General features: G+C 53.2%; 13 protein-coding genes. 8 read left to right on the top strand and 5 right to left on the bottom strand.

Going from position 1 to position 19,085, the window contains the following annotated elements; all coding sequences use genetic code 11:
• Positions 1-40 precede the first annotated feature (40 nt).
• Complete coding sequence (locus tag JT718_RS00735) at positions 41-829, top strand: mechanosensitive ion channel family protein (protein ID WP_205499758.1); 789 nt, start codon at positions 41-43, stop codon at positions 827-829.
• 95 nt (positions 830-924) lie between these two features.
• On the opposite strand, the gene JT718_RS00730 is transcribed toward JT718_RS00735, so the two are convergent.
• The gene (locus tag JT718_RS00730; RefSeq protein WP_205499757.1) at positions 925-2,139 is read right to left on the bottom strand and encodes an ABC transporter permease; all 1,215 of its coding nucleotides are present in this window, start codon (positions 2,137-2,139) and stop codon (positions 925-927) included.
• 49 nt (positions 2,140-2,188) lie between these two features.
• Between JT718_RS00730 and JT718_RS00725 the strand changes: the two genes are divergently transcribed.
• Genes JT718_RS00725 through JT718_RS00715 form a run of 3 tightly spaced genes read left to right on the top strand, consistent with a single transcriptional unit; the run spans position 2,189 to position 4,881 of the window.
• Entirely contained in the window at positions 2,189-3,433 is a 1,245-nt protein-coding gene (locus tag JT718_RS00725; RefSeq protein WP_205499756.1) for an exo-beta-N-acetylmuramidase NamZ family protein, read from the top strand.
• Between the two features lie 3 nt (positions 3,434-3,436).
• Complete coding sequence (gene fmt / locus JT718_RS00720) at positions 3,437-4,378, top strand: methionyl-tRNA formyltransferase (protein ID WP_205499755.1); 942 nt, start codon at positions 3,437-3,439, stop codon at positions 4,376-4,378.
• Entirely contained in the window at positions 4,375-4,881 is a 507-nt protein-coding gene (locus JT718_RS00715; protein WP_205499754.1) for a dihydrofolate reductase, read from the top strand. The genes fmt and JT718_RS00715 overlap by 4 nt, the downstream gene beginning before the upstream one ends.
• A 170-nt stretch (positions 4,882-5,051) precedes the next feature.
• Here the strand turns inward: JT718_RS00715 and porU2 are convergent, their stop codons facing one another.
• Both porU2 and JT718_RS00705 read right to left on the bottom strand, forming a co-directional pair.
• Positions 5,052-10,040 (bottom strand): putative type IX secretion system sortase PorU2, encoded by a 4,989-nt coding sequence (porU2, locus tag JT718_RS00710; RefSeq protein ID WP_205499753.1) that lies wholly within the window; start codon positions 10,038-10,040, stop codon positions 5,052-5,054.
• 16 nt (positions 10,041-10,056) lie between these two features.
• Positions 10,057-11,088 (bottom strand): putative type IX sorting system protein PorV2, encoded by a 1,032-nt coding sequence (locus JT718_RS00705; RefSeq protein WP_317195458.1) that lies wholly within the window; start codon positions 11,086-11,088, stop codon positions 10,057-10,059.
• A 341-nt stretch (positions 11,089-11,429) separates the two neighbouring features.
• Here JT718_RS00705 and JT718_RS00700 point away from each other — a divergent pair, with 341 nt between their 5' ends.
• The 4 genes from JT718_RS00700 (at position 11,430) to JT718_RS00685 (ending at position 16,317) form a co-directional block, all read left to right on the top strand.
• On the top strand, positions 11,430-11,768 hold the full coding sequence (locus tag JT718_RS00700; protein WP_205499751.1) for a PadR family transcriptional regulator: 339 nt from the start codon (positions 11,430-11,432) through the stop codon (positions 11,766-11,768).
• A gap of 2 nt (positions 11,769-11,770) precedes the next feature.
• Positions 11,771-14,251, top strand: coding sequence for a PspC domain-containing protein (locus tag JT718_RS00695; RefSeq protein WP_205499750.1), 2,481 nt, complete (start codon positions 11,771-11,773; stop codon positions 14,249-14,251).
• Positions 14,252-14,497: 246 nt separating this feature from the next.
• Positions 14,498-15,295 carry a nuclear transport factor 2 family protein gene (locus JT718_RS00690; RefSeq protein ID WP_205499749.1) on the top strand — a complete coding sequence of 266 codons (798 nt, stop codon included), beginning with the start codon at positions 14,498-14,500 and terminating at the stop codon, positions 15,293-15,295.
• A gap of 137 nt (positions 15,296-15,432) precedes the next feature.
• A complete protein-coding gene (locus JT718_RS00685) occupies positions 15,433-16,317 on the top strand; it encodes a hypothetical protein (protein WP_205499748.1) in 885 nt (294 codons plus the stop codon).
• Between the two features lie 85 nt (positions 16,318-16,402).
• Here JT718_RS00685 and JT718_RS00680 read toward each other — a convergent pair whose 3' ends face one another.
• The gene (locus JT718_RS00680) at positions 16,403-17,830 is read right to left on the bottom strand and encodes a CCA tRNA nucleotidyltransferase (RefSeq protein ID WP_205500043.1); all 1,428 of its coding nucleotides are present in this window, start codon (positions 17,828-17,830) and stop codon (positions 16,403-16,405) included.
• 783 nt (positions 17,831-18,613) lie between these two features.
• Positions 18,614-19,012, bottom strand: a complete 399-nt coding sequence (gene mce / locus JT718_RS00675) for a methylmalonyl-CoA epimerase (protein WP_205499747.1) — start codon at positions 19,010-19,012, stop codon at positions 18,614-18,616.
• Between the last annotated feature and the right edge of the window lie 73 nt (positions 19,013-19,085).

Here is a 19,085-nt window from a genome sequence, read left to right as displayed (position 1 = left end):
GCTATATATTTGGGCCCAACCTACTTCAGAGTTATTACCTATGTTTGAAACTGACCGTTATTTGACCCGCATCCAGGACTTCGCCCTGTTGTATGGCATCAAGATTTTGGTGGCCATCTTTATCTTGTTCGTAGGCCTTTGGCTCATCCGGCGCATCACGGACTTCGCGTACCGGCTCATGACCCGCGAGAACGTGGACCCTTCTTTGCGGCCGTTCCTGCGGAACATCCTCAACATTGTGCTGCTGGTCCTGCTCATCATGGTGGTCATTGACCAGGTGGGCCTGCAGGTGACTTCTTTTATTGCCTTGCTGGGTTCCGCCGGTCTGGCCGTGGGCTTGGCGCTGCAGGGCAGCCTGGCCAACTTCGCGGGTGGGGTGTTGATCCTGACCATTAAGCCGTTCAGGGTGGGTGACTTTATTGAGGCCCAGGGGCAGAAAGGCACCGTTTCATTGATCAATATCTTTAACACGGTGATCAAGACGGAGGACAACAAGACCATTTATCTTCCCAACGGTCCGCTGGCTTCAGCGGTGGTGGTGAACTATGACGTGGAAGACCGCCGGCGCCTGGATGTGACGTACACAGTAGATGCCGCGGTGCCCCTCACCAAGATCAGGGAGGTGCTGAACAGGGTAGTTGCCTCAGACGCAGAGATTATGCAGGAGCCGGCTCCTTCCATTGGGGTAGAGAAACTGGCGGGGCAAACCATGACCTTATCGGTGAAGGTGTGGGTGCAGCGCGGCGACTATCGCTTTCAGCAGGTGTCTGAGTCTTTGAACGAGAAGGTGAAGGAGGCGTTTGAGCGGGAAGGCATTGACTTGAAGTAAACCAACCGCTGGTGCAGCAGGCATTTGCCTTGAAAACCAACCGCCCGTTTTAGAGCCTTTTTTCTGAAAAGAGCTGTAAAACGGGCGGTTGGTTGCTAGTCGAACTTAATGGCTTTCACCGGGTTGATGCGGGAGATCAGCAGGGTTGGCAGCAGGATGGACAGCATGGTCAGGATGAACGTGATGCCGTTGATGCCTACCCAGATGCGCCAGTCCCAGTGGATGGGCACGGTGTCCATGTAGTAGTTCTCAGGGTCCAGCGGAATCAGGTGAAAGTAGTCCTGCGCCCCGCAGAACAGCAGGGCCAGCAGGTTCCCCCCGATCAATCCGGCGATGGTGAGGCGCAGGCCCCGGTGCAGGAAAATCTGCCTGATCTGTCCGTTGGTGGCGCCCATGGCCTTTAGGGCTCCAATCATGTTGGTGCGCTCCAGAATCATGATAAAGAGCGTGGACACCATGTTAAAGGTGGCCACAAACACAATCAGGACCAGGAAGATGATCACGTTGCGCTTGAGCAGTTCCAGCCAGTCGAAGAGTTGGGCGTAGGTGTCGGTGATCTTCTCCAGTTGCAGGTCGTAGTTCATCTTATCAAAGACCTGGCTGGTGACGGTGTCTATCTGGGTGAAGTCGCTGAGCAGGATCTCGTAGCCGCCCACCAGCGTGTCGGGCCACTGGTTCAGGTCCCGTATCTGCTGCAAGTCACCCAGCACGTACACGTTGTCAAACTCCTCCAGCCCGGTCTTGAAGATGCCTTTCACCTCAAAGCGGCGCATGCGGGGAGGGTTCTGGATAAAGTAGAACAGCACGCGGTCGCCCACTTTGAGGCGGAGCTTGTCGGCCATGAGCTGGCTCATCATGATCTGGTTAGAGGCGGCCGTATCCGTGAACTCCATTACCGAACCCGAGACCAGGTTGGCGCGCATCCCCCTAAAATCATAGGTAGAATCTACCCCTTTCAGCACCACGCCCAGTACTTCCTCATCGGTCTTGATGATGGCCGTCTTGCGGGCGAAGGGCTGCAGGTGCGCCACCCCGGGTATGTCTTTATAGTCGCCCAAGCCGGTGGAGGTGCCCATGGGGTAACCCTCAAACGAATTGTTGGTGTCAAACTTGCTGATCTGCAGGTGACCGCCAAAGCTGAAGATCTTGGCCTGTATCTCGTACCGGAAGCCTTCCAGAATGGCAAAGGACACAATCATGATGGCAATGCCTAGTCCTACGCTGAACTTTGCTATTTTTGTGACCGAGGCGGTAAAAGAGTCTGAGCGGGCGCCGGCCAAACGGCTGGCTATGTATCGGGAAAGATTCACTTCGTCAAATTTGTGCTTAAAGATAGTTATCTGTACTTAAACTAAACCTATGCTTTCCACTATCCTGCGTACGGCGGCCCTCTGTGCCACCCTAGCCAGTTGCAAGCCTGCTGATTTGGCCCCCACCAGCAGCGCCCCGGCCACGGCCGCAAGTTCCACTGCCTCGGCCGCTACGGCCAAGCCGGCCTCGGCGCAAGCCACTCTCCTAACGGGCGCACAACAGACAGAGTTATATTTACCTTACCTGCAGGGCAAACGCGTGGGCATGGTGGTGAACCAGACCTCTACCATTGGCCAGACGCACCTGGTAGACACGCTCCTGAGCCGGGGCGTGAAAATCACGATGATCTTTGCCCCCGAGCACGGTTTCCGCGGCGACGCCGATGCCGGCGCCCACATCAGCAACTCCACCGACGCCAAGACCGGCCTGCCCATTCTTTCATTGTACGGCAAGAACAAAAAGCCCAGCGCCGACCAACTGAAGGACGTGGACGTGGTGCTCTTTGACATCCAGGACGTGGGCGTGCGCTTTTACACCTACAGCAGCACCATGCACTACGTGATGGAAGCCCTTGCCGAGCAAAACAAACCCATGCTGCTCCTGGACCGCCCCAACCCCATCGGGTATCTCATAGACGGGCCCATCCTGAAGCCGGAGTTCAAGTCGTTCGTGGGCATGAACACCATCCCCATCTCGCACGGGCTTACGTTGGGTGAGTACGCTTTGATGATCAACGGCGAAAAATGGCTCAAAAACGGGGTGCAGGCCGAAGTGAAGATCATTCCGGTGAAAGGCTATCACCACAAGATGTTCTACTCGTTGCCCATCAAGCCGTCGCCCAACCTGCCCAACGACCAGTCCATCAAGTTGTACCCCTTCCTGTGTTTGTTTGAGGGCACTACCGTGAGCCAGGGCCGCGGCACGCACACGCCGTTCCAGGTAATTGGCGCGCCGTATTATCCAGATAAAACCTTCTCGTTCACGCCCGTGCCCATCCCCGGCATGTCCATGGACCCGCCGTACAAAAATCAGGTGTGCTACGGCAAGGATTTGACCAAGCTAGACCTGAAAGAGAACTTCACTTTGAGCTATTTACTGGACTTTTACCAGAAATCGGGGCAAAAGGAGAAGTTCTTCAACAACTTCTTCAAAAGCTTGGCCGGTACCGATGAGCTGCAGAAACAGATTATGGCCGGAATGAGCGAGAAAGAGATTCGGGATTCGTGGAAACCAGGCCTGGACGCCTACAAAAAGATGCGCAAGCAGTACCTGCTGTACCCAGACGCCCAATAACCCATGCGGAAAGAAGACCTTAGGATTATTTTCATGGGCACCCCAGACTTTGCGGTGCCCTCCCTCCTGGCCCTGGTGGAAAATGGCTGGAACGTAGTGGCCGTGGTCACCGCCCCCGACAAACCCGCCGGCCGCGGCCTCAAACTGGTGCCCTCGCCGGTAAAGGAGGCAGCCCTGCAGCACCATTTGCCCGTGCTCCAGCCCACCAACCTCAAAGACCCGGCTTTTCAGGAAGAACTGAGAGGCTACCAGGCCAGCCTGCAGGTGATTGTGGCCTTCCGGATGCTGCCCGAAGCCGTCTGGAACATGCCGCCTTTGGGTTCGCTCAACATTCACGCCTCCCTGTTGCCGCATTACCGCGGGGCCGCGCCCATCAACTGGGCCCTCATCCACGGCGACAAAGAAACCGGCGTCACGTCCTTTTTCCTGCAGCACGAGATAGACACCGGCGACATCATCCTGCAAAAGAAAGTGGCCATTGAACCGGAAGACAACTTCGGAACGCTGTACGAGAAGCTGAAACACGCCGGCGCCGAACTACTGCTGGAAACAGTAACGGCCATCGCCGAAGAACGCACCCAGCCTTATCCGCAGCCTCAACCCGAGGAACCCTTGCGCCTAGCGCCCAAGATCTTCAAACAAACCTGCCAGATAGACTGGAACCAGCCCGCCCAACAGGTGCACAACTTTGTGCGGGGGTTGTCGCCCTACCCTGCCGCTTGGACCGTACTGGAAGGCAAGCAGTTCAAAGTGTTTTCGGGCCAAGTTCTGGAAAACAGCGCTGAAACGGCACCCGGTACCTACACCACCGATGGCAAGAACTTCCTCCACGTGCATTGCGGAGAGAACACTGCCTACGCCGTGGAGGAACTGCAGATGGAAGGCAAAAAGCGGATGAAGATTCAGGAGTTTCTTAGAGGTTTCACGTTCCAGCACGCCGTATGATCGCCTTAGTAGTCGCCATTGCTGAGAACCGCGTCATTGGGAAAGACAACCAGCTCATCTGGCATCTGCCCAAAGACCTGCAGCATTTCAAGAAACTGACCATGGGCCACCCCATGGTGATGGGTAGAAAGACCTTTGAGGCCATCGGCAAACCGCTGCCCGGCCGCACCTCCATCATCGTTACCCGCCAAAAGGATTATCAAGCCCCTGAAGGGTGCGTAGTCGCCTCTTCACTGGAGGAAGCATTACAGGAAGGCCTCGCCCTGGACGAACAGGTGATGGTGGTAGGCGGCGGCGAGATCTACCGGCAAGCCCTTCCACTGGCCGAGGTGGTCTACCTTACCCTGGTGCACGAGTCCTTTGAGGGCGACGTGCACTTTCCCGACCTGGAAGCTAATGCCTGGGAAGTCACCGACCAGGAGGAGCACCTGCCCGATGACCGGCACGCCTATCCGTTTACCTTTTTCACTTTTAGGCGGACGGCGGGATTCAGCAAGAACTAGTCGGCCGTTTAGCGCCCGTTTTTAGAAAAACACGCAAAAACCAGAACGGCACGCAGGCACAACAAACACCCCCTACTTTGTCCATTAAAAAACAGACGCCCCCCTGGGTACCCGGGGCCGCTTCTGTTTTTGAGCTGTTTTAAGGAAATCATCCCAGAAGTGGGGCAAGGTTACCGCAGAATATAGATTTTGCCGTAGCCATTCTTGAACGCCTTGTCTCCCTCGGTGTACCTATGCTTCATTTCCTCAGGGCCGTTGTCTACCACCACCCGGTACAGATATACCCCGTTGGCCAGCCTATCTCCAAACTCATCCGTTCCGTCCCAGGCGAACTCTGAGATGTTGTTCCCGATTTTGATGGCTCCCAGCTCCTCTTTCTGGATTTCACGGATAACTTTTCCGGTCATGGTCATGATCTGGAGCTTCATCCTGTCTGGGATCTTGCTGCCCGTTAGGGTGAAGATAAACCTGGTCTTGGACGAGAACGGGTTAGGGTACGGATAGAAGTTGGAGATGGTAGACTCATTCACCACCTCAAAGTTCACGCTGTACCGCTCACTGCCGGCCCGCTGGCCCAGCGCGTCAAACCCCTGCACCTCCAGGGTGTACGTTCCGTTCTCCAGTCTCTCAGGGTGATACTCTACCCTAAAATCATTCTTGTCGTCGGCGGGGAACCAGCGGATGGCCGGATTGGCACGTACGTCGAGTTCCTCAAAATCGCCCCCGGGCTTTTTCAGGTACACTTTGAGGGAAGTAGGTTCTGTGATGGGCATTTTGCGGCTGTTGTCCTTCAGCACGATGCTAATCAAAGGACTAGGTGACACGATCTCCCCATCCAGAATGCGCACCCCGTCAAAGGCCACATCCACCACCGGCGGTAACCCTGCCGCTAACTGGCTGTTGAATGATATTTCCAGCGTATTGTTCAGGTAGTTCTGCTCAGGCAAGATACGGGGGTTTACCGTAACCCTGAGCCGGTTGGTGCCTTTCATGTTCAACGTAGAGAACTTATGATTGAAGTAGACGGTGTCTTCTTTCTGGAGAGGCTCCACTTTGAAGGATTTTACCGTTCTGGTGCCGTTTTCCTCAAACAAGGTGGTTTCTACCGTAAGCGAATCACCAAAGTTGGTTTTGCTGATGTTGTGGAAAGCAAACGGCAGGTTCACCTCCCCGCTGGCTGCTTGCTCAGAAAGCTTCTGGTACTTATCCAAGCCTACCAAGTCAGGACGCATCACCCCTTCGGGTACACCTTCATATAGAACCGTCCATTGGCTTACCTGCGGAGCCGTTCTTTGGGCTTCGTCTTTTAAGGCAACTCTCAATCTAAGGTAAGGATAGGCATTGACGTCAACGCCTTCCAGGCTAAAGTTAGAAGAAGTAACGTTTGAGGCGATTACCGTCTCCTGGTTCTCCTGGTTCACTCCAAGCACATCTAACCTGTAGCTGTCTGAAGGCTCCAGTTTCATCTGGTGATGCAATGACTTCCATTCTCTAGCCGGACCAATTAGCGTGGAGGTCATTGTTCCCTGCTGGTCATTTACCTCTATAAGCTTCTCAATTTGAACGGCCTGCATGTTCCTTGGAGCAGAATCTGCGTCGTTTCCACCGGCTTCCAACGCGGTACCTGGTTGTGCCCCCTTCTGCCCCAATATTGCGAAAGGATCTCCGTTTTTCAGGTTATCTATCACAACTGATCCTATCCCTTTGAAAGCCTCTTTCAAGGAAGCCTTAAAGGCTTGGTATGGTATGTTGTTGATGCCCACCATGGCCACATGGTAGCCCTGAGGCACTGCTTTTAAGAAGGCCTCCAATCTGTCTTGGTTTGCTACCGTTGAAAGGTTACCAAATTGGTATACGTAGGTACCAGCCAGACCACATCTACTTCCGGTATTGGCCGGCATATTTGTGTAGGGCTCCAGCGATACGTTGTCGAAAACCATTACCAGCATGTTAGGGACTGTATAGCCACAGTTGTCCCAGAAGAAGGCGTTATTGTCTATAAAAATCCCGAAGGGAGCACTGCGTGACATGCCCAAAGCGCCACCTCCCCCCTTGATCATGATGCTCTTATAGAGGGGGGCAAACTCCAGTTTGTTCGCTTGGGAGTTTAGTTCTATCCGTTGGAGGGTTGCCTTAGATAACTGCCCAAAGTGGGCCTGTGACCAGCCATTGGAGCTTCCTGGAATAAACCTGAAAGAACTGGTAGCCCAGACGGTGTCTTCCCCAGCATTGAAGGTGTTGTATCTTAATCGCCAGAAGTACACCATACTATCCCTTGGCATCCCTGAGGTTGGCAACTGGACATCCCACACGGGTAACACCGCGGCATTTACAACCCGCGACTGCTTCCATTGGCTCTTGAATGTTGCGGTTGTGTCTATTTCAAAGTAATAATCTCTTGCGGCAGAAAGTAAATCGGTGGATTGCCCTACCAACTTTACGTTACTAGCCGAAACAATTCCATACTCATGAGGCGTAAGGGCCACCACCCCACTTCTGGAGAAAAAGGCGTCAAAGATGTACTCATTATTTCCCTCCTCCAGTTCAGGAATGGTGTCAGTATAGTCCAGTTTCACCTTAAAGGTATTGATACCAGCCGCTTCAGTGGTTCTGGCTGCCAGTTCAAGCTTTAAAGTATCTCTATAGTATATTGAAGGCACCTTGATCTTGTCGTAAACTAGCTCCGTTCCGTTTTCCAGCTTTCTTGTGACAGAGATGTAGAAGGGTGATTCATTTACCTTTCCCAGGTTTTTTACATCCAGTGATAGGATAAAGCTCTCTGATGTAGCAGTCACCTTGCCGCCATCCAAGGCTTCTACGGAAGCGCCTCCGTTATGCACAACATAATCAGCTTTCTCAGGGGCAACCAAAACAACCGCCGGGTCAGACTGCAAAATCATCTGCATTTCCATGGCAATGGTGTTATCTCCACTGATTGATTTTGCAACTTCCTCAATCGCCTGCTGATGTTGTACCCCCAAGGGTTTACCGTAATATGCTGGATCGCTGAAGCTTACTTTGTAGAAATTAGAGCTGAAAATGTTTAATAGAGACGGGTATCCGTAACTCGCATGCCCTAAAAATGCAAGGGCTCCCTTATCGGCGGTCAAAAGCCAGTCTTCGCCAAAGGACTTGGCGGCAACATAGCTGTTTCCTACGTTACAGCCATTCATCAAGATCATGGGATACTTCCCGGTATTGTTGTACCCAGAGAGCACATTGGAAACCAGACCAATATCTAAATCTGATGTGGTAGTGGAACTGTGCCCAAAGAAGGTGATCAAGCTTAGACCTGCATTCAACTCCTTGGCTACGTTAATGGTATCCAGGCCAGCCACTGAACTTCTGATTTTGGTGATAACGTTTGCTCCTAACCATTTCCCTTCGGCTATTTGCTCATAGCTTCTCAGGTAAGAGGCCAAGGTTGTTCTTTCAGAACCCTCTATACCGCCTCCCAGGTGCAGTATGTTTTTCCGCCATTCTACATTCTGAGCCAGGCTTTCATGCGTCTGTACCTTTTTTAGATAATTCAGTACCTCTTGGGGAGTATTGGCCGGAATACGGCCAGTAGGAACCTTTGGCGCATAGTTCCCTTTATCCCAGTCGGCTGTAAAAAACACGTCGGATCCAGGAGTTCCCCCTGTTGGCACCAAGTCTCTGTGACTTAGTGAGGCAGGTTTGTTTCTCACATTTATGTTATCTGCCTCCAGGGCTTTGCCAATAATAAAGAGATACTGGGGTTTTCCGTTGTTAAGGAGGTACTTCATAAACCTTCTGATAGCGGCAGGGGATTTGTCGCCGTAAAAGTATTGGTCATAAAGAAGCCCTACTTCCATCACAAGGGTATCGTATCCCCCTCCGGCTGCAGAATTACGATACGCTGCATATTCTTTTACCGGGTTGGCAGAAGTCCCGACTGGTTGCATCAAGCTTTCATGGGAAATAATAACGTAAGAAGCATTGGTCCCAGTAAGTGATCTAAACCTTACCTCTCTGGGAGCAGGGGGCACTAAGTTGGTACCCGACCAAAGGAAGCCGCTCCTAAACCCAGCAGGAAAAACAAACCCTTTCTGGGTTCCGGAAGTACTGCCCACAATCCGCTTCACGTTATCAGAAGCAGTAACATCATAGCCTGTTGTGCCTAAGGCCATACTTCCTTCAAAAAGGTAATATGCAGGAGTAGAAATGACGTTCTGGTTTTTAATAGTTAGGCCTGCAGTTGAAATTGTGTTCTTCTGCGGATAGATGGTTTTGAAGTAAATAGTCCTGAACCGAGATGCTGTATTTTTTGCTGTAATACGCAAAACCAGCTTCCCATCGGCATGAAAATCACCGGTAACTAAGGGGAATTCTTGCTTTACGGAACCAAAGCTTATCATGCTCACCGTCCCAATTAACCGCTCAGGTCCACTTAGGGGCCTTACAAATACATCAACCTGATGGTTATTATCATTTGCTCCAACAAAGGCAATCTCAACCTTAGGAGAAGCATCCCCTGTGAAAATGTTAGAAGCCATGCCGGGCAGGTTATACGTGAATCCGCTAGTTGAACCACCTGTATAGCCCTCGCCTGCATCCATCCAAGACATGTAATTCTCACCGTACCTTTTCCCGCGGGAATACTCACCATTATCAAAAATAATATTTTCCTGCCAATGCCATGGTTCCGGTGACAATCCCGCCGGATTCTGATCAACAACAGCCATTCGCTTCCCGGGGGCGGTGGACCATGTTAGGAAGTAGGCTGCAGTGTCAGTGTATAAGCTGTAGTAGGGGTTTATGTGGTTGGCATCAGGGTCTTTGTACAATTCTCTATCCAACGCGCCATCATTTTTCTCCCCGTAGAACTCAATAAAATCATTGGCATCAAAAGAGCCATCTGCCTCCCCTTCTACATGGATGGCTACCTCCTGTCCACGGCGGTAGAGTTGAAAGTTGCGCGGGTCTACGCCGTTGATTCCGGCGGCCTGCAGGTAAGCCTTATCTAAACGATAAATGCCCGTGGTGGGCACTTTGATCTTGTAGTACTTTTGATTGTAATTGATCCACTCATTGCCGTAGGTTACCTGCTGTGCATAGGCAAGCGGTGCCCCTGCCAGAAAGCCAAAGCAGAAAAGAATAGAATAAAGGAATAATCTAAAGGATAAAGCTGCTTTCATATTTAGTATACGCACACTAATCAAAACTATACGCTAAGGAAACAATCACGGAAGAGGTCTGGGAGTTATCCGACACCTTTGACAGGGCCAGGTCTAGTTGCAGGCCGTGGGAGGCAACGCCAATCCCGAAGTTGGGCTGCACTTTCCAGCTTTTTTTGCTGTCTAAGTCCTCTATCTGCTGCACGTTGTTGATGCCGCCGCGCAGGAACACAGTATTGGCGTACCCCAGCTCCAGACCAACCTTAGGATCAACGGACACAATGCCGGTGGAAAGCAGGGTATTCCGCTTGCCATCGGTGGTAATCTCCAGGTCCGTGGCTACCAGGCCCGAGAAGCGATTCCCGAACTGAAAAGACCGCCCCACGCCTAAAATCAGGCGGGGTAGGGTCACCTCTATGCTGTTGGCGTTGAAAGACTCCTGGTCCTGCAGGTAGGTACTCTCCAGTTCATCGGGGTTCAACCTCCAGGCGGTGAAGGTGGTGGTGATGTCCTTGGCCATCAAGCCAAACTGCCAGTTGCCCCGGCGCAGCTGTGCCCCGGCGTCAATGCCAAACCCCCAGGCGTTGGCGAACTTACCCACGTTGCGGTAAATAATCTTGGCGGTGGCCCCCAGGGTAAGGCCCGGGATTAGGTTGCTCTTGCGGGCGTAGGAAGCCAGGAAGGCGTAATCGGCGACCGAGAAGAACTCAATGCTGTCGTATTGGATGGCGCCGTACTCATTTTGCAGGCGGCGGGTGTCGGCGATGTCGTCTACCCCTACCCGGATCACCGAGAAGGAAAGCGCACTGGTAGAGTCCAGGTTGGTGGCATAGGCGCCGTAATCGTTCTTGATAATGCCGGCAAACAGCTCTGAGTGCATGTACACCGCATTATGCCGGTGAGGCAGGCCCACCAGACCGGCCGGGTTCCAGAAACCGGCGGTAGCATCCCGTACAATGGCCGACTGTACGCCTCCCATGCCCAGGGCCCTGGCCCCTACCCCTATGTTAAGGAACTCGTTGCTGTACTTAGGCGCAGAAATCTCCTGGGCCAGACCTTGGTCGGGCAACAGCAAGATGGCAAGAAGGAGAAAAAAGGGTATAATTTTTTTTACCATAGAAACTACTTAGCTACTTAATAAGCCATATACGGAAAAACCATGTAAATATAGCGGGATGCAACTAGAATTAACACATTCAATAATGGCTACTACATCTTACGGGGCTTATCTGTTCCAATTTTAGCCATATTTCTGCCCGGCCATTTCTCCCCTCTGTTCTGTTTCGCGCACTACGTACTTGCCGCAGGAGATTTCCTGAAAACCAGACAACAAAAAATAAATTTTAACAGTACCTTGTTTTACATAGTACCTAGTTATATATTTGTATCAACAATTCAGACTCACAGGCCATGAAAGTAGAAAACACACAAGTGCAGATGCGGAAAGGGATTCTGGAGTACTGCATTCTGGAGATCATCGCCCGCGGCGAGGTCTACGCCTCCGACATGCTGGAGGAGCTGACCGCCGCCAAAATGATAGTAGTGGAGGGGACGCTCTACCCACTGCTGACCAGATTGAAGAACGCCGGGCTCTTAGACTATTCCTGGGTTGAATCCACCTCAGGACCACCCCGCAAGTATTACAAACTCACCCCCACCGGCTCCGAGTTTCTTGAGCAGCTTCGCCAGACCTGGCAGGAACTGGTAGACTCCACCACCTTCATCATCAACCGCAAGAAATCCAACTAGCCATGAAAAAGAACATAAGTGTCAACCTGCAAGGCATGATCTTCCACGTGGAGGAAGACGGCTACGAGATGTTGAGCCAGTACCTTGCCGCCATAAAATCGTACTTCTCCACGTATGAGGGGCACGAAGAGATTGTGGCCGACATTGAATCCCGCATAGCGGAGATCTTCTTTTCCCGCCTGAACCCAGGCAAGCAGGTCATCACCCGTGAGGACGTGCAGGCGCTCATCACCCAAATGGGCACCATCTCAGATTTTGACGCCGTGGTGGAGCCAGACGAGACCGAAACCGCTTCCAGCCACGCCCAGGGCACCACGCCTCCCCCGTTCACCACTGCCACCGGTGAGCAGAAACGGCTGTACCGTGACATTAACCGCAAAGTACTGGCCGGGGTGGCCGCCGGCATTGCCAACTACCTGCAGGTAGACCCGCTCTGGATCAGGCTGGCCTTTGTGTTCCTGGTGATTGGGGTGCCCTTTACCGGCGGTATCACCTTGTTTGGGGTAATCCTGTACATCATCTGCTGGATTGCGCTGCCCAAGAACGAGGCCTTGCCGGAGATTCAGGTCAGGAAACTGTTCAGAGACCCGGTAGACAAGAAACTGGGCGGGGTAGCCAGCGGCATCGCGCTTTACTTCGGGGCCGATGTAGCCATAATCCGGCTCTTGTTCCTGGTGCTCTTCTTCATGGGCGGGGTGGGGCTTTTTGCCTACGTGCTGCTCTGGATAGCCGTGCCAGAGGCCAAAACCATAACCGAGCGGGTGCAAATGCAGGGAAACCCCGTCACGCTCTCCAGTATAGAAGAATCGCTTAAGAACAGCTTACACATGCAGGACGCTAACGGGCAGGAGAGCACCTTAGCAAAAGTCCTTCTGTTTCCGGTGCGGTTGGTTTCCCAAGTGATCCAGACCTTGTCCAGGGTGTTGCGCCCTATCTTAGGCCTTGCGGTAACCCTGGTGCGCGTGTTTGCCGGGCTGCTGATGATGGTAGTGTCTGCGGGGTTCATGATTGCCCTGCTGGTTACCCTTATGATTGGCCTGGGCATATTTGACCAGCCAGAATACATCCAACTGGGCGATATTCCGGCCTCGGCGTTCTTCAATGCGGTACCGTCCTGGCTGGTGTGGGCAGGTTTCTTTGCGGGCATTATCCCGGCACTGCTCCTGTTCCTGTTGGGGGTGGGCTTGCTGGCCAAGCGCTTCTTCCTGCGCCCAGCGGTGGGCTGGTCCATGCTGGCCATCTGGCTGCTGGCAGTGGCGGCGCTCATCACCGGCATTGCGCTTACCACCCGCTACTTCCAGGAGTCTGGCCAGTATGAAGTGGCCCAGAACTTTCCGGCCGGGTATGACACCATGGTGTTCAACATCAGGGATTCGTCCAATAAATACGGCCACCGCATGAGCGTGACGCTGGAAGGCTACGAGGGCACCGACATACGGGTGGTGCAGACCTACAAAGCCCACGGCCTTACCGAGGAAGACGCTATCAAGAACGCCCAGATGATCTCGTACAAAATGGTGCAGCAGGACTCGGTGATCAGGTTTGACGACGCCTTTACCTTCAAACCAAACGCCGTCTTCCGCGACCAAGACCTGGACCTGAAAATACTGGTGCCCAACGGCAAGAAACTGCGCTTCTCTGAGGGCTTCGCCGACCACTTCTCCCACGAGATCACCAATGGCGAGTACTATTCTGAGGACGTGGCCAGCAACACCTGGCAGATGAAAGACGGCCGCCTGCTCTGCCTTACCTGCAGCGTGGTAGACTCTACCGCCGGGGCCACCAGACCCAGGCAGACCGCCGGTGGGTTAGACGATAACCTCACCATTCTGGATGACGAGTACCAAGGCATCTCCAAGATTTACAACGTGCGCGATTTCACCGAGGTGGAGGCAGGCGGCGCGTACCACATCCGGGTACGGCAGTCGTTCCGGCACCATGTGCGGGTAACCGGCAGCAGCAAAGAACTGGAGAAACTGGAGCTACGGGTGCAAGACGGCGTGCTCAAGATCTCCCGCGACTCTGAGTTCCTCAAGCTGTGGGAAGTAGGCAAAAACCCCGTGCTCATTGAGGTAGAAACGCCAGACCTGTCTTTGATCAGCCTGTCTGGGGCCGCCAAGGCCGAAGTCATAGGGTTTGCGCCCGAGAACTTCACCATCAAGCAGACGGGGGCCAGCGAGGTAGCCATCAACGTGAGCACCGGCCGGCTGGAGCTTAGCCTGAGCGGCGCCTCCAGAACCCTGCTCAAAGGCTACGCCGATGATTTCTCCATCAGCGGAAGCGGGGCCAGCAACATTGACGCCTCTAAACTGGTGGCCAAACGCGCCGAGGTAGACCTGAGCGGGGCCAGCCAAGGGCTGGTGAACGTAAAAGAGCACCTGAGGGCCGAAGCCAGCGGCGCCAGCTCCATTGAATACCTGGGCGAAGTGCAGCAGGTAGACATGGACCAATCTGGGGGCTCGCACATCAGCCGCCGCAGATAATAAGAGTCTGTTTTGGGGCAGTTTCCTGAAAAACGGCCCTAAAACTAAGTATACCGGAAGCTTTCTCCTTGTTGGATTTCTGAGGAAGCTCCTGTGCAGGGAGGACGCGCTCATGGCAAAGTCCTCCCTTAATTTCCCTTCCCTCCCCGCTCATCAGTTGCTGAACCTTTCTTACGGCGTTCAGCCCTCCTCTCCTTCCTGAGCACTCTTTTCCCTGAGACCTTTGTCTCACAACTTCCTTTTCTTATGAAAACGCAGCTCATCACCATTGTTGCCGTGGCTGTGGTCTTGTTTTCGGCCTCTTTTTCCCCAATCAAGGCCCAACCGCAGCAAGACGTCATCGCCAGGACCCTCCTCCATTTAGACAGCATCTTCTGGGATTCGTACAACCAATGCGACCTGGCCACCATGGAACATTTTGTGGCCGAGGACCTGGAGTTTTTCCATGACAAAGGCGGCATTACCACCGGAGAAGCCAACTTCATGGCCAGTGTCTCCAACAACCTGTGCGGCAATGAGAACTTCAAAGTAAGGCGCGAAGGGGTGCCGGAGACCATCAGGGTCTACCCCATGTACAAAGCGGGCGAACTGTACGGGGCCATCATTTCCGGCGACCATCTGTTCTACAACCAGGAAGAAGGCAAAGCAGAGTTTCTGGCCGGAGTTGCCAAGTTCGCCAACCTGTGGCTCTTGCAGGACAATACCTGGAAAATGGCCCGGGTTTTCAGCTATGACCACGGCCCTGCTCCCTACCAGAGCACCAGAAAAGCCATCCAGGTGCCGGTCTGTACCTTAACCCAGTACGCTGGGGAGTACAGCGGGCCCCACACGGGCACAATCACCATCCAGAAAGCAGACAGCACGCTCATCCTGCGCACCAACCAGCAGACCATAGCCCTCTACCCCGAAACCCCTTGCAGGTTCTTCGCCCTGGAGCGTGACCTCACGTTTGAGTTTGTTTCCCTCAACGGCCAGCCCGCTACCCTGGTGGTGCGGGAAAACGGCCAGATGGTGGAGGAGGCAACCCTGCACCCCAAAAAGTAAGTCCGCTCCCCGGCAAGACCCGCACCCGGCCTGCTCTCCCGGGCTTGTTTTACACGCATTTTCCAGAAAACACCCTAAAAACGACCTAGCTATCAAAATTCCTCTAGCTCAAATCTTACCCAAAATCATATTTTCACATGAAGACCCTTATTCCATCATTTACTTGCCTGGTACTCCTTTCCCTCCCCCTGCTGGGGCACGCGCAAACGCCGAACCAGTCCTGTGACACCAAATTGCTTTCCTACAAAAACTGGAAAGAAACCCCACAAACGCAGTGGAGCCTGACCTTGCAAAGCACCTCAGGCGGAAGCCTCCAGTACGTCGGCGCCAGCCACAGCACAGACCCTACCCACGCGCAGTTCGCCCAGATCAAACAGTCCTGGAACACGCTGAAGCCCACCCTTGCCTTTTTTGAAGGACCCAACCGCGGCGTTGCCGCCACGGAGGAAGAAACCATCAAACAATTAGGAGAATCTGGCTACGTGCGTTTCCTGGCTCAGGCCGAGGGAGTCAAAACCATGACGCTGGAGATGTCGCCGCAGGAAGAGATAGACAAACTTGTACAATCTGGGAAGTTCAGCAAGGAGCAGATCAAGCTGTTCTTTGTGCTGCGCGAAGCCAGCCGGTTACGCGAACGCAAGGGCCTGAACGAGGAACAGCTGAAAACCGCCATCGCCCAATTGCTGCAGAAAGCCAGCACCATGATCAAAGGTTTTGACGAGGTAATCCCAGAAGTAGCCGCTTTGCAGGTTTCCTACCAGAAATACTGGACCGCCCCGGTTAACTGGTGGGAAGCCCCCACTGCCTGGTTTGACCCGCTGGGCGACAGCCAGAAAACCGGCGGCAAATTCACCAACGACATCAACCGCCAGAGCAGTGAGAACCGGAACGCGCACATGTACCAGCTGCTGTCTGAGGCGGTACTCAGAGGCGAGCGGGTACTGGCCGTAGTAGGCAGAAATCACGTGCCCATGCAAGCCGAAGCTATCAAATGCGCCGTCAACGCTGTAGCGAAAAAGTAAAAGCCGAGAGCGCCGTTTTGGGCCTTCTTTCTTGAAAAGGACTCCAAAACGGCGCTCTCAGTTTTTATCTTATCGGTTCTGAACGTCAGGATTCTACCGGCTGCAATCCCAGCTTTTTCCCCTGCGCCAGCAGAAATGGGAACGCTTCGTCATATTCGTTCCTGATTTCGCCTTCCAGGATGGCCTCGGTAATGGCGTTTTTCAGAATACCCACTTCCTTGGACGGTGAAATCCCGAAAGTCTGCATGATCAGGTCGCCGGAGATGACCGGCTGGAAGTTACGCAGTTGGTCCTTCTCCTCCACCTCGCGCAGTTTCTGCTCTACTTTTTCAAAATTCTGCAGATACCGCTTCACCTTGTCGTGGTTCTTGGAGGTGATATCGGCTTTGCAGAGTTGCATGAGCAAATCAATGTCATCGCCGGCCTCAAACAAGAGCCTGCGCACCGCAGAATCCGTCACGGTTTCCTTCACCAGCGCAATGGGGCGCAAGTGCAGCCTCACCAGTTTCTGCACCTGTTTCATGTGCTCGTTGAGGGGCAAACGCAGATCAGCGAAGATTTTGGGCACCTGGCGGGCACCGCGGTCCTCGTGGCCGTGGAAGGTCCAGCCTACTTTCTCGTTGTAGCGCTTGGTTTCGGGTTTGGCAATGTCGTGCAGAATGGCGGCCCAGCGGAGCCAAAGGTCATCCGAGACTTCGGCCACATTATCCAGCACCTGCAGCGTATGGTAAAAATTGTCTTTGTGCGAGTTCTTGTTGATGGTCTCCACGCCGTGCAGCTTCACCATTTTGGGGAAAATGAGGTGCAGCAGCCCGCACTGGAACAACAACTTGAACCCGTAAGAAGGCTTTTTAGACAGGATGATTTTGTTTAGCTCGTCGGTGATCCGCTCCTGCGACACAATCTTGATTCGCTCCTTGTTCTCGGCAATAGCATCAAAGGTATCGGGGTCAATATCAAAGTTCAGCTGCGAGGCAAACCGCACGGCCCGCATCATGCGCAAGGGGTCATCTGAGAACGTGATGCCCGGCTCCAGCGGCGTTTTGATGTTCTTGCGGCGCAGGTCTTTCATGCCATCGAACCGGTCAATGAGCTGCCCGTAGGTGTCCTCGTTGAGGCTGATGCCCATCGCGTTGATGGTGAAATCGCGGCGGTTAAGATCGTCTTCCAAGGTTCCCTGCTCCACCTCAGGCTTGCGCGAATCTGAGCGGTACGATTCCTTGCGGGCCCCCACAAACTCTACTTCCCAGCCGTCATCGGTCTTCAACATGGCCGTCCCGAAGTTCTTGAACACGGCCACTTTGGGCTTGTTGGGCAGTTTGCTGGCCACGCGTTGCGCCAGCTCAATGCCGTTGCCAATGCAGACCACGTCAATGTCTTTGCTGGGGCGTTTCAAAACCAAATCACGCACAAAACCGCCAATCACGTACGCATCCGTTTCTAGTTCCCGGGCAGCTTGGGCCACCACAGCAAAAACCGGGTGGTCAGGAAGGGTTATCTCTGGGGTAGTCATGGCAAAGGTCTGATCCAAAAATTTATACGCACTCCTCACACCTATGGCGACAGCTCGCGTTTGAGGCTGCAAAGGTAGTGGAAATTGGCCAAATGGGTCGCGCCTTTGCTCTTCCTGTAACCAGGGGAGGGAATTCTAGGAAGCGTTTTGGGGTCATTTTCTGGAAAAGCGGTTAAAAACGGAGAGGTCTTTTGGTAAGAGAGGTCATCGGCGCAGACACTCGTAGGAGCTGCGCACACTACGAGGTCTTTTGAGCAAGCGCCTTTGCGGCTTTCCCCTTAAATTGGGCTAATCTTGGTTTAAGCCATTCCTCTCCATGCACCGCCGCTGGCGCGAGCTTGCAGCTCGTGTCCGCACGCATTGCCGATGTCACATAGCACTGCTTCAACCCGAACCCTTCTTCCGCAACTCTATTATAGAGACTATTTGGTAAGGCGGAAGCTCAGAGCTTAGTGAACAACCCGCTTATTCCTGAAAATCAGGAACACGTGCGGACACGAGCTGCAAGCTCGCGCCAGCGATAAGGTCTGAAAATGTTTTCTGGCTGTTTTTACAATTTAGAGCTGAAAACAACATCAAGGCCCCTCACCTTCAGGTCACCTGGTATCATGCAGGAAAGTGCCCCTTCAAAACAGTCTTTGATACAACCAGAAGCTATTGCCTCCATACCCTTTATCGCCTACTCAAAAGACCTCGTAGTGTCCAGAGAACCAACGAGTGTCTGCGCCACCACAGTTTCAACCCCGTTTTTCCAAAAACAGCCTTAAATCACATAAAAGGCATTTATTTGATCTCCTGGCACAGTTCTACCAGCACGCCGTTGGCGGTTTTTGGGTGCACAAAGCACACCAGTTTGTTGTCGGCGCCGCGTTTGGGAACCTCGTTCAGGAGCTGGAAACCTTGTTCTCGCAGACGCTTCATCTCGGCTTCAATGTCCTCCACCTCAAACGCGATGTGGTGAATACCCTCCCCTTTCTTCTCAATGAACTTGGCAATGGCGCTGTGCTCGGCGGTGGCCTCCAGAAGCTCAATTTTGGTGTTTCCCACGTGAAAAAACGAGGTATTCACGGCTTCGCTTTCCACTTTTTCGCTCTTGTAAGGGGCTGCACCTAACAATTTTTCAAACAACTGATTGGCGTCTTGGCAATTTTTCACGGCAATGCCAATATGTTCTACATGCATACGGTCTATTTAAAGGTATTCTAAGTGACGATTTTTGTGTATTTTTGCGTGCAAATCAAACTAACTGGACACA

This window comes from Rufibacter psychrotolerans (assembly GCF_016924645.1).
Lineage (GTDB): Bacteria > Bacteroidota > Bacteroidia > Cytophagales > Hymenobacteraceae > Nibribacter > Nibribacter psychrotolerans.
This window is presented reverse-complemented; position numbering and strand designations above follow the sequence as displayed.